The sequence below is a fragment of the Fimbriimonadaceae bacterium genome, from assembly GCA_019454125.1.
Classification (GTDB): Bacteria; Armatimonadota; Fimbriimonadia; order Fimbriimonadales; family Fimbriimonadaceae; genus JALHNM01.
The window spans coordinates 1,618,910-1,631,733 of the sequence record CP075365.1; the positions used below are offsets into that span (position 1 = coordinate 1,618,910).

Here is a 12,824-nt window from a genome sequence, read left to right on the forward strand (position 1 = left end):
AGGGGAGAAACGTTTCTTAGGCCTTGCGACGGATCTCGCGAATGTTTTGACCATAGGCCTGGGTGAGCTCTTGCATGCCCTTGGCGAAGTGGTCGCGGTTCTCGCCCCAAGCGTCGGGCGCGGTGTGCCGCATCTCGTCCAGCTCCCTGCGGAGGTCTTCGAGCCTTCGCTCCACTTCGACCTTGCCGGGATCCCACCAACTTGCGGGCTTGTCGTTGTGCAGCTCGCGGAACGACCGGAAGTCGTCTTCGTAAAGGCTCAAGCCACTGGCCGCCGCGTCGTAGGATTCTGCGTCGAAGCGGTAGTCGTGCTCGTCGGACATGTCGTGCGTATGGGGGCTGTGGCTACCCGGGTTCATCGTAGGGTTTGTGGTTTCGCCGAGAGTGCCGGCCGGAGAGATCAGTCGATCCGGCAGGGGGCCTGTTTGTTCGAGTTCTTTTTCCATGGGAATGCCTATGGGAAAGGCCGGAGCAACACTGTGCCCCGGCCGGAGAGAGCCCTGATTGGCTAGAGTGCCCGTTTCGCCCCTCGGAAGAGGAACGACAGGACGAAAAGCACCAGGAAGACGAAGAAGAGGATCTGCGCGAGGCCTGCAGAGGCGCCGGCGATGCCGCCGAAACCGAGGATGCCGGCCACGATCGCGATCACAAGGAAGACAGCTGCCCAATAAAGCATGGCTTACCTCCGATCCCCCGCCGAGGCAAATTCGCCATCGGCCTTGGCATTGAGACCGCCTTCAGCAATCTCCGTCATCAGCATGTCTGCATTAGTCTCTTCCTCGAAGATCGAGTTAAGGGCCTTTACGTCGTCCTTAAAGCCTAGTTGCTTCGCGAAGACGCGCATTGAGCCATAAGCAGAGATCTCATAGTGCTCGACCTTTTGACACGCCGTGATAAGGGCGGCGTCCCGGGTCGGGCCCGCTTCAAACTCGCTGGCGATGTCCATGCCTTCCTTAAGAAGGCCCTCCATGCCTTTGCAATGCTCGCCTTCCGGCTTTTCATCGTGGGCGGCAATGATGTCCGCTACGGTTTCAGCCTGTTGCTTGGTCTCCTGAAGGTGCCGGTTTAGGGCGTCCTTCAATTCTTTGCTCGTTACTGCATCGATCACCTTGGGCAATGCCTTGATGATTTGAGTCTCCGCACTGTAAATGTCGCGAAGCCCGTGCAGGTAGATGTCCTTAAGATCCTGCTTTTGTCTCATGTCGTTGTCTTGCTCCTTCCTTTCGGAAAACCGTCGGAACGTGATTCAAACTACGTTCTTGCTTTCAAGAGGAACGTTAAGGGGATTTTCCTTGCCGTAAGAATCGCGCAAGAGTGTCTTGGCGATCGGCTTTACAGTCGCGTAGGCTTGGCTCGCCGCGGCGGTGCCGCCAAGCAAGGACTTCCAAAGCTTCTTGCCTTGGCCCTTGCGCATGAATACGACCATTCCGAGCCCCGCCAAGAGAGAAGCCCCCACCGCGATCGCGGTGGAAGGCTTCACGGAGAAATTCTTTTGGCGCGTCGTCACGCGGCAGCCCCCTGTTGCTTTTGCGCCTGGGCCTGCACGAGCGTCATGAGGCGGGCCGAGCGGGCGGCCTGCGTCAGATATCGCTTGGCACGGGCCAGTCGCTGCCGGACGCTCCGCTCGCCGCAGTCGAGCTGGCGGGCGATGTCGCTCTCGTCGAGGTCTTCGCGAAGGCTCAAGCGGACCGCCTTGGCATCGTTCTCCGGCAACGTGCTGAGTAGGGCTTCAAACTCGGGGTTGGGGCACTCGGCCATGAGCTTCTGCTCCGGATTGAGGCGAGGGTCGGTCGGGATCTGGTGCGGGTTGTCCTCTAGAGTCTCTTCCAACGAGAGGGCGTTGATCCGGCGCTGGCGGGCACGCACTCGGTCGATTTGCGTTCGGCGAATGATTTGTTGCAGCCATGCGCGGCCCTCAGGGAGCTCGCCGTTCTTTTCGTAGGAGCGGAAAGCCTTTACCATGGCCTCTTGAACGAGGTCGAAGGCTTCGTCGCGATCCCGTGTAATAAAGGTTGCAAACCGTAAAGCGTCTTGATAGCCGCGCTTACAGTAGTCGTCGAAGTGGACCCGTCGTTGTGTGCTCGTCATTTCCGTTCTCCGTGCTCCACGAGGAGCGCTTACGGAATGACTCTACGCGATGAACCCTAAAGGCCCTGTTAAATCCGGTTGTGCGGGTGTAAAAGATCGGTAGGAAAACGGTTTATGCACGGATCCGGTAACCGACTCGGGGCTCTGTGAGGATGAGATTCGGGTTCGAAGGATCGTCTTCGAGCTTCTTACGGAGGTAACCGACATACACCCGCAGATACTGCGACTCCTCTGAATATTCGTCGCCCCAAACTTCGGCCAAGATTTGGCGCTGGGTGACGACCCGGCCGGCATGTTTCGCCAGCAACACGAGCAGCTTGTACTCGATGGGCGTCAAGTGGATCTGGTCGCCCCCCTTCATGACCCGGCGGGCGGCGATGTCTATCTGGACGTCGCCCATCTCGATCACGGGGAGGGAGGTGTCCTGTCCCCCGGACTGGTACCGACGCCAGGCCGCGCGCATGCGCGCCAAGAGCTCGGAAACGCCGAAGGGCTTCGTCACATAATCGTCCGCGCCAGCCTCCAGCGCCGCGACCTTCTTGTCCTCGTCGTCCTGGGCGGAGACGATGATAATCGGCGCCTGCGACCAACCGCGGAACTGCTCGACGAACTCGACGCCGTTCAAGTCTGGCAAGCCGAGATCGAGGAGGACGAGTTCCGGCCGAAGCTTTGAGGCAGTCGTAAGCCCCTGGACGGCGCTCCCGCACTCCGTCATTTTGAACTCAGTCTCAAGGAGGGCGGCGTTAAGCAAGCGCCTGATCGCCTCATCGTCCTCCACGACTAAGACGGGCACCTTGAGCCCGTCACCCGTTTTGACCGCGAACTCCGAGCCAGTCATAGTTTGCTGCATGAGCAAGTTACCCTAACGCAAAAAACGTCCCTCCGGGACGGACAGGCACGAAGAGGCGGGCGCCCGGCTGCTCACGTCCAGTCGCCCGCACTGCAAGTTAAGGATAAACGCCTATCGTTCGAGCCGGTCGCCCCAATCAGAGACCCGGCGCTCGGCTTCGTCACGAGCCCAGCCGTACCGTTCTTGAAGCTTTCCAACCAGCTGCTCTTTACGCCCTTCGATCTCCATAAGATCGTCGTCCGTAAGGTCGCCCCACTCTTCTTTCACCTTGCCCGTCAACTGTTTCCAGTTCCCTTTAACCGTATCCCAATTCATTTTGTTTTTTGCTCCGGGGGATTAGTTGGCCCTTCCCCACATCACGATCCTCGCCATAAGAAGGAGGTAAACAGAGCGGCCTGGACTATAGGAAATCCGACGGTTCCGCGTGCTGTTTAAGAATGCGGGCCACAGTATTGACGAGGTCCGCAGATGTCACCGGCTTGGCGATGTGAAAGGAGAAGCCCTCCCGAAGGGCCTGCTCCGCGTCGCTCGCGCTGGCATAGGCGGTCAGCGCGACGCTGGGAATATCGGGCGCGAGGCGTTTGGCCGACTTAATGAGGTCGAAGCCGTCCTTGCCGGGCATCCCGATGTCGGAGATCAAGATGTCGAAGCGCCTTTCTTCGAGCGACCTTAGGGCGTCGTCCACCGTGCCCGCCCTCGTAATAACGGCGCCTGCCCTTTCGAGCGTCCTCCCGATGATGTCGCCGGTCGCGGCATCGTCTTCCACAAGCAGGATCTCGCGGCCGCTGAGATCGACGTCCACGTTCTCGGCGACATCGACCATCGGATCGTCACAAGCCCTCTTACCAGCCAGAGGAAGGCGCACCGTGAAGGTGGCCCCTTTGCCCTCGCCTTCGCTTGCGACTTCGACGGTCCCGCCGTGCAACTCTGTCAGGCTCTTGACGAGCGAGAGGCCGATGCCGAGACCGCCGTGCGAGCGGTTTGCAGACGCCGTCTCTTGTCGGAACCGGTCGAAGACATAAGGGATGAATTCAGGCCGGATGCCGATGCCGCAGTCGGCGACGATGATCTCAGCCCAGTTCCCGTTCCTGCGGACTTCCAGCACGACCTCACTCCCGGGCGGGGAAAACTTGATCGAATTGGTAAGCAGGTTCCAGAGGACCTGGCGCAGCCGGTCAAAGTCGCCGGTCACGGGCGGGAGGCTCTCGCTACGGAACGTGAGGCGGATGTTTTGTTGCGACGCGGCGACGCGAACCATATCCATGGCGGCGACAGCGAGTTTCTCAAGATCAACGGGCCGGTTCTGCAGGACGATCTTCTCCGAGACCACGCGGCTCATGTCCAAGAGGTCCTCTATCAACTGCATCTGGGCGCGAGCCGCCTTGAGGATCGCGGAAAGGCCCTCGGAGAGGGTCTCGGAGTCCACCGCTCCAATGCTCTGGCTGAGGATGTCGCTCCAACCCAGGATCGGGCTCATGGGGGTGCGGAGTTCGTGGCTCAGGGTCGCCAAGAACTCGTCCTTTAGCCTGCTTGCGCGCTCCGCTTCGGTGCGAGCGCACCGCTCGCTCTCGTAGAGGCGCTCCAACTCCCCTTCGGCGGTCTTCCTCTCATGAATGTCGATGATCGAACCGATGAAGCCAAGGAACTCGCCGGCTGGCCCGAAACGCGGCCGCCCGGAGAAAGCCGCCCACCGCTCAGCCCCGTCGTAGCGAATTACACGAAAGTCTTGGTCAAAGGGAAGGTTGCTTTTGCCGAAGTCTTCCACAGTTTTGACGAAGAGTTCTCGGTCGTCGGATTGGATCGCCTCCTTCCAAAGCCGGTCCAGCTCGCCGTTATCGACCTGGCCGGTGAACTGGAACCAGCCACGGCTCAGAAATGTACAATGGTTTGCCGCGTCCGTGATCCAGAGCATGGCCGGTGCGGTGTCCGCCATGGTCTTGAACTTTTGCTCGCTCTCCTGGAGCGCGCTCTGCAGTTCCAGGTGCTGCGTTATGTCCGTGTGCGTGCCGAACCATTGGATGACGCTCCCGTCGTTGCCCCGGATAGGAAGCGCTCGGGAAAGGAACCACCGATAGTCTCCGTCTTTACCCTTAATCGGGAATGTGTCTTCCCAGGGTTCACCCGACTTCCAATGTTCGCTAATCTTCGCGACGACCCGCTCGACGTGGTCGGGATGCTGGACCGCGCGCCAACCCCAACCTTGCACGTCCTTGAGCGTGGTGCCGGTATATTCGTACCAGCGTTTGTTGTACCAAAAGATCCATCCATTGGCGTCTGCAATCCAAGCGAACTGCGATATATTGTCCGCCATGAGGTGGAAGCGTTGGTCGCTAAGCGCCCTTGCCGCCTCTGCCTGTTTTCGGTCGGTGATATCCTGGGTGATCCCGAGAACATAATCCGAAGTCCCGTCACCTTTACAGACCAAGGAACCGGTTAGTGAAACCCAAATAAGACGCCCGTCTTTTCGGTAGTAGCGCTTCTCGATCGAATACGTCGAAATTGAGCCGTCGAGAAGCTTTCGCGTCTGTTCCAGATCCGAGTCAAGATCATCGGGATGTGTGATGTCCGCGAAGGACATCTGCAAAAGCTCTTCACGTGAATAACCAAGGATCTCGCAAAGCCTGTCGTTGACGAGCTGCCACCGACCGTCCAGCGAGACGTGGGCCATGCCGACCGCAGCGTTATAAAACTTTGCTCGAAACTTCTGCTCGCTGTCGCGCAGCCGGATCTCTAGAAGCTTACGATCGTGGATGTCTGTGGCGGTGCCGAACCATACGCTTTCGCCATCTGGACTTTGGTGACGCTCAGCCCGGCTGATGTGCCAGCGGAAAGTGCCGTCCGCCATGAGCATGCGGTGCTCGCACTCATAGGGAACGTCCTGCTCGACGCTTCGCTGCCAAGCCTCCCCCGTGTAGTCCACGTCGTCGGGATGTACGACGGCCTCCCACCGCCTCGAACCGGCTTCGTTCTCAACGGTGCCGCCGTACCCGCGTACCCTTTGGTTGTAGTACAGGACGGCTCCGTCTGCTCGCGCGAGCCACACGAGGTGCGGCAACGCGTCGGCCAACTGGCGATAACTCCATTCCAGCTGACTGGATGTGGGGGAGGAGCCCCCGTCCGAATCCATTTGTTCTATTCTAACTACGTTCTGCGGAAAGGGGCAAGCGACTTATTGCCCCCCGAAGATATCACGTTTATCATCCAGGCACCGGAGGGAACAAGATTGGGTTGCCCGCTCCCTCGAGCGCGAGCAGGCGCGATTTGATCTCCAATCCACCGGCATAACCCACCAGCTTGCCGTTCTTGCCGATCACGCGGTGGCACGGGACGACGATCGCGATCGGGTTTTGCGAGTTCGCCAGCCCGACCGCGCGCGACGCGCTCGGCCGACCGATCCGGCCCGCGAGTTCGGAGTAAGAAACGGTCTGCCCGTATGGGATGCGACACAGTTCCGCCCAGACGAGCCGCTGGAACTCCGACCCGCGCAGGTCCAACTCAAGGTCGAACGCCTTCCGTGCGCCCTGGAAATACTCCTCCAACTGCTTGGATGCGCGATCAAGGTGCTGCTTGGCAAGCGCGCAGCCCTGCGAGGGCTCGGTAGGAGTGGGCCGGGTCGTCACGGCGGACAGTCCCCTTTCCGTGGCTTCGAGAAGGATGGAGCCGATCGGGGTCGATAGGATCAGGGTGCCCGTGTTCATTTCATGTTCCAGAGGTGCATGAGCGCGTAAGATCGCCAGGGGCGCCAACTTTCTGCCAGGCGCTCACACTCGGCGGCGCTTTTGAGCCCGAGCGCGCGGAGCACGCCGAGGTCGGACGCTGGGAAGGCATCGGGCCAACCCAGGCAACGCATCGCGATAAGCTGGACGGTCCAAGGCCCGATCCCCGGGAGCGCGGAGAGAGCGGCAAGGCTCGCTTCCGGGTCACGGTGGGGGCGCAAGTCTAAGTCGCCGGATTCGACCGCCGCGGCGAGCGCCTGGATGGTCTTCGCCCGTGCGTGCGGCATGCCCAAGGTCTGGATCTCGGCTGGATCAAGTTCGGCGATCGTGGCCGGCGAGGGGAAGAGCTGGTCGAGCCCAGGCTCGCCCGTCTCGACCGGCTCGCCATAGCGCGCGGCCATCCGGTTCGCGATGGTCCGGGCCCCCGCGACAGAGACTTGCTGCCCGACCACGATCCGCACCGCGGTCTCGAAGGGGTCGAAGGAACCTGGCACCCGCAATCCGGGAAAGTCCGCGGCGAGCCCGCCCAGGGCCTTCGAAATGGTCTCGACGTCCGCCTCAAGATCGAATAGGTAACGGATCCGGCCCAGAACGCGCTGCAGGACGGACGCGAGCGTGGCAGAGACCGCCACCTGCACCTCGCCCGGCTCGGTCCGCTCGAGCCGCACCCATCCCGTCGCCCCCGCGATCGAGACTGTACGCGAATAGGCTTGGCCGACCACTTCGATCCCGGACAGGGCTCGGGCAGAGAAGAAGGCGAGCATCCGCTCCCACTCGAAGGGTTCGCGGCACCGCAGGCGACAGGTGAGCGTCTCGGCCCGGGGGCGCTTCCCACGGCGGATCTCGGTGGGCTTCAGCCGGTACCGGGTGGCAAAGAGGTCGTTGAACCGGCGCAGGCTCTTGAAGCCGCTCGCGAGGGCGACTTCACCGACCGGAAGGTCGGTGTCCGTCAGCAGCCTCTTGGCGGTGAGGAGGCGCCGGGTTTGGGCGAGGTCAATGGGTCGCACCCCGTATTCCCGCCTGACCGCTCGCAAGAGGTGACGGGGAGTGACTCCGAGGGCGTCTGCCAGGTCCGCGAGCGAGCCTTCGTCCAAGAAGCCGTTTTCGATAAGGAGCCGGGCGGAGGCGGCCAGGCGCCCGACCGCCTCCACGTCCGATCGACCCGGGGCAAGCTCAGGGCGGCACCGGAGACAGGGCCGGAAGCCGTGGGCCTCCGCCTCTGCCGCAGTGCGATAGAACGTGCAGTTTTCCGGCTTGGGTGGGCGGACGGGACAGACCGGGCGACAGTAGATGCCGGTGGTGACCACCCCCGTGAAGAACACGCCGTCGAAACGGCGGTCGTGCGCGAGAATCGCGGCATAGCAGGCCCCCGGATCGAGCACAAACGAAGGATAGCGCCGCAGGACGAACTCGTTCTCGCCGTTTTCGGACATCGTCACGGCAGACTTCGCCGTAACCGCTCGGAAGCCACAGCGTCCAACGTGAGTGAGACGCGCATGAGGCCCTTACCCCTAACCGTTCTACTTTCATCGATCTTGGCGGTGGGAATGAAGTGCTCGCCAGAGGCGGCGGCGACCGCGCAGGTCTCCACCGTGCAGGAGGACGCTGCAATAGCGGGAGAGCGCGGACTTCCAATTTCCGCCCATGCTCCCTCGTTCATGCCCGCCCACCTCACCGGACCGCAGGCGGGCAAAGAAGCGTGTCCGCTCTGCGTTTATGGACTCGTCCCCCAACTCCAGGTCTGGGTGCAGGAAGCCAGCCTTGACCAGGGACTGGAGATTGCCGACTTGGCGGATAAAGCTGCGGTTTCGAACGACACCCTTAAGCTCACCCCCTACCTAGTTATTGTTCCTAGCTCTGGGACGGAACTTGCCGCGAAGACGAAGGGCAAAATCTTGGCCAAGAAGTTCGACAAGGTGTTTGTCACCTCGGTGCCCAGCTGGACAGATGCGGAGACGTCCGGTCTCTATGGGCACGCCGACGCCGACCGCCCCGGAATCCGCGTGTACTCGGTCGTCAACCGGCGGGTCTTCAAGAGGTGGGACGACCCTGCCATCGGTAAATGGCCAGAGATCGAAGCCGCCTGGAAGGAGTCGCAGAAGTTCGTTTCGAACCACGAGGAGACCGATTCCCAAATCGCGCCTGCCTGGGAGCCTGGCCAACGGATGGAAGTCCGGTTCCGGGTGGAAGACGGCCGGGGACGTCCGAGGACCCGCTTCAAGGTGGGTGCCATGCAGACCGACAAGGACGGCCATTACAACCCGCCCGGTTGGAACCGGCGTGACCCGCGCTTGAAGGCGACCGCCTGGACGGATGAAGACGGGTGGATCACCTTCCGCACGATCATGCCGGGCCCGTATCCGAATGGCGCAGAGCCCAGTCACATCCACTTCAGCGCGGAACTTGGGGGTAGGCCCCGGTTTCGAACCCTGTGGTTCGAGGGCGACCCCCTGCTCACCGCCGAGCGCCGGGCTTGGGAGGCAAACGATGAGGAGACCCTGGTCGTCCCGCTCGACAAAAGCGGGAAGGTATGGCGGGCTGAACACGCCTTCGTCGTCAAGGACTGATTCCCGAGATCTGTCACGGCCCGGTGATAACGCCTGAATTGTGCAATAAGGGTGCCGAAGCATAAGTCGCCGTCGAAGGCCAGAATCGGAGTGTCGCTTTCGGGAGCAGGTTCAGCCTCGCCGCATTTCGGGCTTGGGACGGGATGCCCCGCCAGCCTAACTGGTGCAAATCTATCAGGTATCTGATCGAACTCCCAGTGGGTTAAACTGAGGTTGCCGAGTGCTATAGGCGCCCGGCGGTGAACCCATGACTTTAATCACTTGCGCGCTTGCCGGAGTCCTCTCCGCGCCTGGGGGCGTTGGGTCCGATTTCCGGCGGACCGACTCGCTCCTCATAGGCGGAGCAAAGTACACAAGGGTGGAAACGCGGCTCAACGAAGCCACCGTCAGCACCCAGAACGAACCCACTTTGACCCTGATGGGCGACGGGAGCTTCGTCGCCGCTTGGGCGAGCCGGAGGCAGAACGTTGGCGCCTCGGCCGTCATGACGCGCTCGTTCGACCGGCTCGGGCGACCGCTGGGCCCCGAGGCCTTCTCATCCGAAGTCCGCAACCGGGCGCACATCGAGCCGAGCCTGGCGAAGATCGCCGGGAAGGCCGTACCGCTTTATGTGTCGCTCTTCCGCGAGGGCGAGCAGACATCCATCTTTGCCGGCGATTCCCGCGTCAACTCTGTCGCGAAAGGCGCGAAGAGCGACGCCGTTTCCGCGACATCTGCAGACGGTCGGACGGTCGTGGCCTGGCTGCAGGAAGTCGGCCATGCCAAGCCGCGTGTCATGGTGCGGGTGTTCGACGCGCTTGGCACGCCCGTCGGCGATGCCGTGCCGCTCGCCTCACCAGAAGCGGGAAGCGATTCGAACCCCACCGTCGCGGTCGACGCGCGCGGCCCGGTCGTGGTCTTTAACCGCACCGAAGGCAACGAGGCGAAAGGCGTCTTCGCCCAGCGTCTGAATTGGGCGGGCGCCCCGGTCGGCGCCGCCGTCCAGATCGCGGACAGCCGGGCTCTGGAAGCCTCGGTGGTCGCGACGCGCGACGGCCTGGTCGCGGTCTGGTCGCGGTCGAAGAACGACGGCGAGTTCGACGTCCTCTTCCAGCGCTTCGATTCGGACTTCGCCCCGGTGGGCGAGCCGAAGACGGTCGAGGCCCAAAGCGGTTCGCAGAACGCCGCTTCTGTCGCCGCCCTTGAAAGCGGCCGTTTCGCCGTCGCTTGGAACTTGCGGTCCGGCGCCGAGCGCGACGTTTATGCGCGCTTATTCGCCCAGGACGGCACGCCCGAAAGCAAGACCTTCCGCGTGAACGGCAGGGCCGAGGGCGACCAAGCGATGACGGAAGTCCGCTCGGTCCAGCGCATCGCCTATACGGAGGACGGCCTCACCGTCGTCTGGGCCGGCGACGGCGGGCTCGGGGACGGTTCCGGTGTCCATGCCACGCGGGTCATCCGAGCCGACGCCCTCAGCGACGTCGAGATCGCGAAGATCGAAGGCGCCCAAAACTCGACCCTTCTTGCGATGCGCAAGGACGAAGGCGGCCACGAGCAGAACCAACTGAAGTTCGTGCGCGTCGTCCAGGAAGACACCACGGGGCCCCACGAGCCGCCGATCGACCGGCCTGACCTGGCCGTGAACGAGTGGGGAAGCGTGAACGTCTCGGCGACCGGTGGCTTCACCGCCATCGGCCAAACCTCCTTCACCCCGCCCGACCCCGACGTCGCCATCGGCCCGGACCACATCGTGGCCGTGGTGAACGACGGCATCGCGTTCTTCAACAAGGACGGCACGAAGACGTACGAGGCGAACATGCGCTTCACGAACGGCTTCTGGGGCCAGCTCTCCGCGATCGATAACTTCATCTATGACCCCGAGGCGTTCTACGACTACAGCACGGGCCGCTTCTGGGTGATGGCGACGCAGGGAACGGGCAGCCGGGCTTGGGTGCTGGTCGCGGTGAGCGACGACAGTGACCCGAACGGAACTTGGTACAAGTACCAGTTCGAGACCAGTAGCCAGTCGGGCGGGTTCTACGACTCCCCCAACTTCGGCGTGGACGAGAACGTGCTTTACATCTCGGGCTATGGCGTGAACCGGGGGAACTTCCCGGTCTACACGTTCGACAAGGCGCCGTTCCTCGCCGGGCAAAACCCGACCGTGCAGCGCTCAGTCCTGATGCCGACCAACGACCTTTCGGCCGGCCAGCCCAAGGTCATCGACGGCAACGAGCCGGCCTACTACTTCGTGGACGCCTTCTCGAACGGGAGCACGATCACGGTCCGGGCCTTGCGCGACCCGCTTGGCACCCCGAACTTCACGTCGTTCAACGTAACCGTCCCGAACTACACGTCGCCCGAGAGCCCGCCCCAGCAGGGAACGACCTCACGGCCGAACACGTTCAACGCCCGCCTCTGGAACACGAAGTATCGGAACGGAAGCATCTGGACGAGCCACCACCAAGGCAGCAGCCGAGTCCTGGCGCGCTGGTACCAGATCCGGCTGAACGGCTGGCCGACCAGCGGCCAGAACCCGAACCTCGTCCAATCCGGAAACATCGACCTCGGCTCGACGATCCGGACGTTCTTCTGCAGCATCGGCATCGACCCGGCCGGCAACGCCGCCATGGCGTATGCCAGGTCTTCGCCGACCGAGTTCATCAGCTCCGCGTTCTCCACGCGGAAGCCCGGCGACCCGCTCGGCACCATGCCGACGAGCGACATTGCGAAGACCTCGACCGGTCCCTACAACGGCGGTCGATGGGGCGACTACAGCGGACTGGAATCGGACCCGGCCTATCCGGGGCTGTTCTGGTCGCACGCCGAATACGCGGAGGGTGCGAACTGGTTCACCTGGCTCCAGCCGTTCCGCGCCACGACCGTTGTTGTTCCGACCGGCTTCCGCCTCTTCCGTGGGTCGCTGACCAGCGGCAACCTGGCCGGCCTCTACACGAACGATGGCAACGCGCTGGCCGTTCGCAACGGGCCGCGCTTGAACAACAGCGAGCCCGCGATCAGCGTGGTCTTCAGCTCGCGGTCTTGGGTCGCGAGCCCCAGCTCGTTCACCCTTAACCTGCGCACGAAGGTTTCGACGGCTGGGCTCACCCAGGTCGTCGAGCTCTTCGACTGGCAGGCGAACGCGTGGGTCGAGGTCGACCGCCGCGCCGCAAGCGTCGCCTATGGCGACTTGAGCGTCAACCCGGCGAACCCGTCTCGCTTCGTCAAGCCCGGCAAGGGAGAGGTCGAAGCACGCGTGAGCTACCTGACGCTTGGCCCCGTGGCCACTTCAAACTACACGGCGGACTTCGACGTCGCCGCCTGGGACATCAACTAAGTCCCGCCCCGCCCCCTCCCGGCAAGTTCGGGAGGGGGCTCCCCTTTGGGGCCGAAGGCCGCCCCGATCCCAGGCTCCTTCAGCCCCCCGCGAACGACGGGGATATAATGAAGGGTCACAGGCTCCGGTCGTCTAGCGGTTCAGGACGTCGCCCTCTCACGGCGAAGGTCGCGGGTTCGAATCCCGTCCGGAGTACCAACCACCCTTTCAACCTGGAACAGGGTTGCACCCATGGCTCTCAAGCCTCCTTAGCGCCAGTCGTTTCATTCTGGGGGCGCCCTTGAGGGC

12 protein-coding genes and 1 tRNA gene are annotated in these 12,824 nt (G+C 62.6%); 3 read left to right on the plus strand and 10 right to left on the minus strand.

Going from position 1 to position 12,824, the window contains the following annotated elements:
• Positions 1-16 precede the first annotated feature (16 nt).
• The 10 genes from KF733_08010 to KF733_08055 all read right to left on the minus strand — a co-directional run bounded on the left by KF733_08010 (position 17) and on the right by KF733_08055 (position 8,086).
• The gene (locus KF733_08010) at positions 17-445 is read right to left on the minus strand and encodes a hypothetical protein (protein QYK54949.1); all 429 of its coding nucleotides are present in this window, start codon (positions 443-445) and stop codon (positions 17-19) included.
• 62 nt (positions 446-507) lie between these two features.
• A complete protein-coding gene (locus tag KF733_08015; GenBank protein QYK54950.1) occupies positions 508-675 on the minus strand; it encodes a DUF1328 domain-containing protein in 168 nt (55 codons plus the stop codon).
• 3 nt (positions 676-678) lie between these two features.
• On the minus strand, positions 679-1,200 hold the full coding sequence (locus tag KF733_08020) for a ferritin-like domain-containing protein (GenBank protein QYK54951.1): 522 nt from the start codon (positions 1,198-1,200) through the stop codon (positions 679-681).
• Positions 1,201-1,245: 45 nt separating this feature from the next.
• Positions 1,246-1,479, minus strand: a complete 234-nt coding sequence (locus KF733_08025) for a hypothetical protein (protein QYK54952.1) — start codon at positions 1,477-1,479, stop codon at positions 1,246-1,248.
• A gap of 23 nt (positions 1,480-1,502) precedes the next feature.
• Positions 1,503-2,087 carry an RNA polymerase sigma factor gene (locus tag KF733_08030; GenBank protein QYK54953.1) on the minus strand — a complete coding sequence of 195 codons (585 nt, stop codon included), beginning with the start codon at positions 2,085-2,087 and terminating at the stop codon, positions 1,503-1,505.
• Between the two features lie 112 nt (positions 2,088-2,199).
• Positions 2,200-2,937 carry a winged helix-turn-helix domain-containing protein gene (locus KF733_08035; GenBank protein QYK54954.1) on the minus strand — a complete coding sequence of 246 codons (738 nt, stop codon included), beginning with the start codon at positions 2,935-2,937 and terminating at the stop codon, positions 2,200-2,202.
• A 111-nt stretch (positions 2,938-3,048) separates the two neighbouring features.
• Entirely contained in the window at positions 3,049-3,252 is a 204-nt protein-coding gene (locus KF733_08040) for a CsbD family protein (protein QYK54955.1), read from the minus strand.
• Positions 3,253-3,337: 85 nt separating this feature from the next.
• On the minus strand, positions 3,338-6,064 hold the full coding sequence (locus KF733_08045; protein QYK54956.1) for a PAS domain S-box protein: 2,727 nt from the start codon (positions 6,062-6,064) through the stop codon (positions 3,338-3,340).
• Between the two features lie 70 nt (positions 6,065-6,134).
• Positions 6,135-6,635 carry a methylated-DNA--[protein]-cysteine S-methyltransferase gene (locus KF733_08050; protein ID QYK54957.1) on the minus strand — a complete coding sequence of 167 codons (501 nt, stop codon included), beginning with the start codon at positions 6,633-6,635 and terminating at the stop codon, positions 6,135-6,137.
• Positions 6,632-8,086, minus strand: a complete 1,455-nt coding sequence (locus KF733_08055; GenBank protein QYK54958.1) for a helix-turn-helix domain-containing protein — start codon at positions 8,084-8,086, stop codon at positions 6,632-6,634. The genes KF733_08050 and KF733_08055 overlap by 4 nt, the downstream gene beginning before the upstream one ends.
• Positions 8,087-8,200: 114 nt before the next feature.
• Here KF733_08055 and KF733_08060 point away from each other — a divergent pair, with 114 nt between their 5' ends.
• The 3 genes from KF733_08060 to KF733_08070 all read left to right on the plus strand — a co-directional run bounded on the left by KF733_08060 (position 8,201) and on the right by KF733_08070 (position 12,734).
• Positions 8,201-9,220 carry a hypothetical protein gene (locus tag KF733_08060; GenBank protein QYK54959.1) on the plus strand — a complete coding sequence of 340 codons (1,020 nt, stop codon included), beginning with the start codon at positions 8,201-8,203 and terminating at the stop codon, positions 9,218-9,220.
• A gap of 358 nt (positions 9,221-9,578) precedes the next feature.
• Positions 9,579-12,536, plus strand: coding sequence for a hypothetical protein (locus KF733_08065; protein QYK54960.1), 2,958 nt, complete (start codon positions 9,579-9,581; stop codon positions 12,534-12,536).
• Between the two features lie 121 nt (positions 12,537-12,657).
• A tRNA-Glu gene (locus tag KF733_08070) sits at positions 12,658-12,734 on the plus strand.
• Positions 12,735-12,824 lie beyond the last annotated feature (90 nt).

Bases quoted from the DNA above. Each gene is read 5' to 3' on its own strand.
- KF733_08010 (QYK54949.1), bottom strand. From the start codon at position 445: ATGGAAAAAGAACTCGAACAAACAGGCCCCCTGCCGGATCGACTGATC.
- KF733_08015 (QYK54950.1), bottom strand. From the start codon at position 675: ATGCTTTATTGGGCAGCTGTCTTCCTTGTGATCGCGATCGTGGCCGGC.
- KF733_08020 (QYK54951.1), bottom strand. From the start codon at position 1,200: ATGAGACAAAAGCAGGATCTTAAGGACATCTACCTGCACGGGCTTCGC.
- KF733_08030 (QYK54953.1), bottom strand. From the start codon at position 2,087: ATGACGAGCACACAACGACGGGTCCACTTCGACGACTACTGTAAGCGC.
- KF733_08035 (QYK54954.1), bottom strand. From the start codon at position 2,937: ATGCAGCAAACTATGACTGGCTCGGAGTTCGCGGTCAAAACGGGTGAC.
- KF733_08040 (QYK54955.1), bottom strand. From the start codon at position 3,252: ATGAATTGGGATACGGTTAAAGGGAACTGGAAACAGTTGACGGGCAAG.
- KF733_08045 (QYK54956.1), bottom strand. From the start codon at position 6,064: ATGGATTCGGACGGGGGCTCCTCCCCCACATCCAGTCAGCTGGAATGG.
- KF733_08050 (QYK54957.1), bottom strand. From the start codon at position 6,635: ATGAACACGGGCACCCTGATCCTATCGACCCCGATCGGCTCCATCCTT.
- KF733_08055 (QYK54958.1), bottom strand. From the start codon at position 8,086: ATGTCCGAAAACGGCGAGAACGAGTTCGTCCTGCGGCGCTATCCTTCG.
- KF733_08060 (QYK54959.1), top strand. From the start codon at position 8,201: ATGAAGTGCTCGCCAGAGGCGGCGGCGACCGCGCAGGTCTCCACCGTG.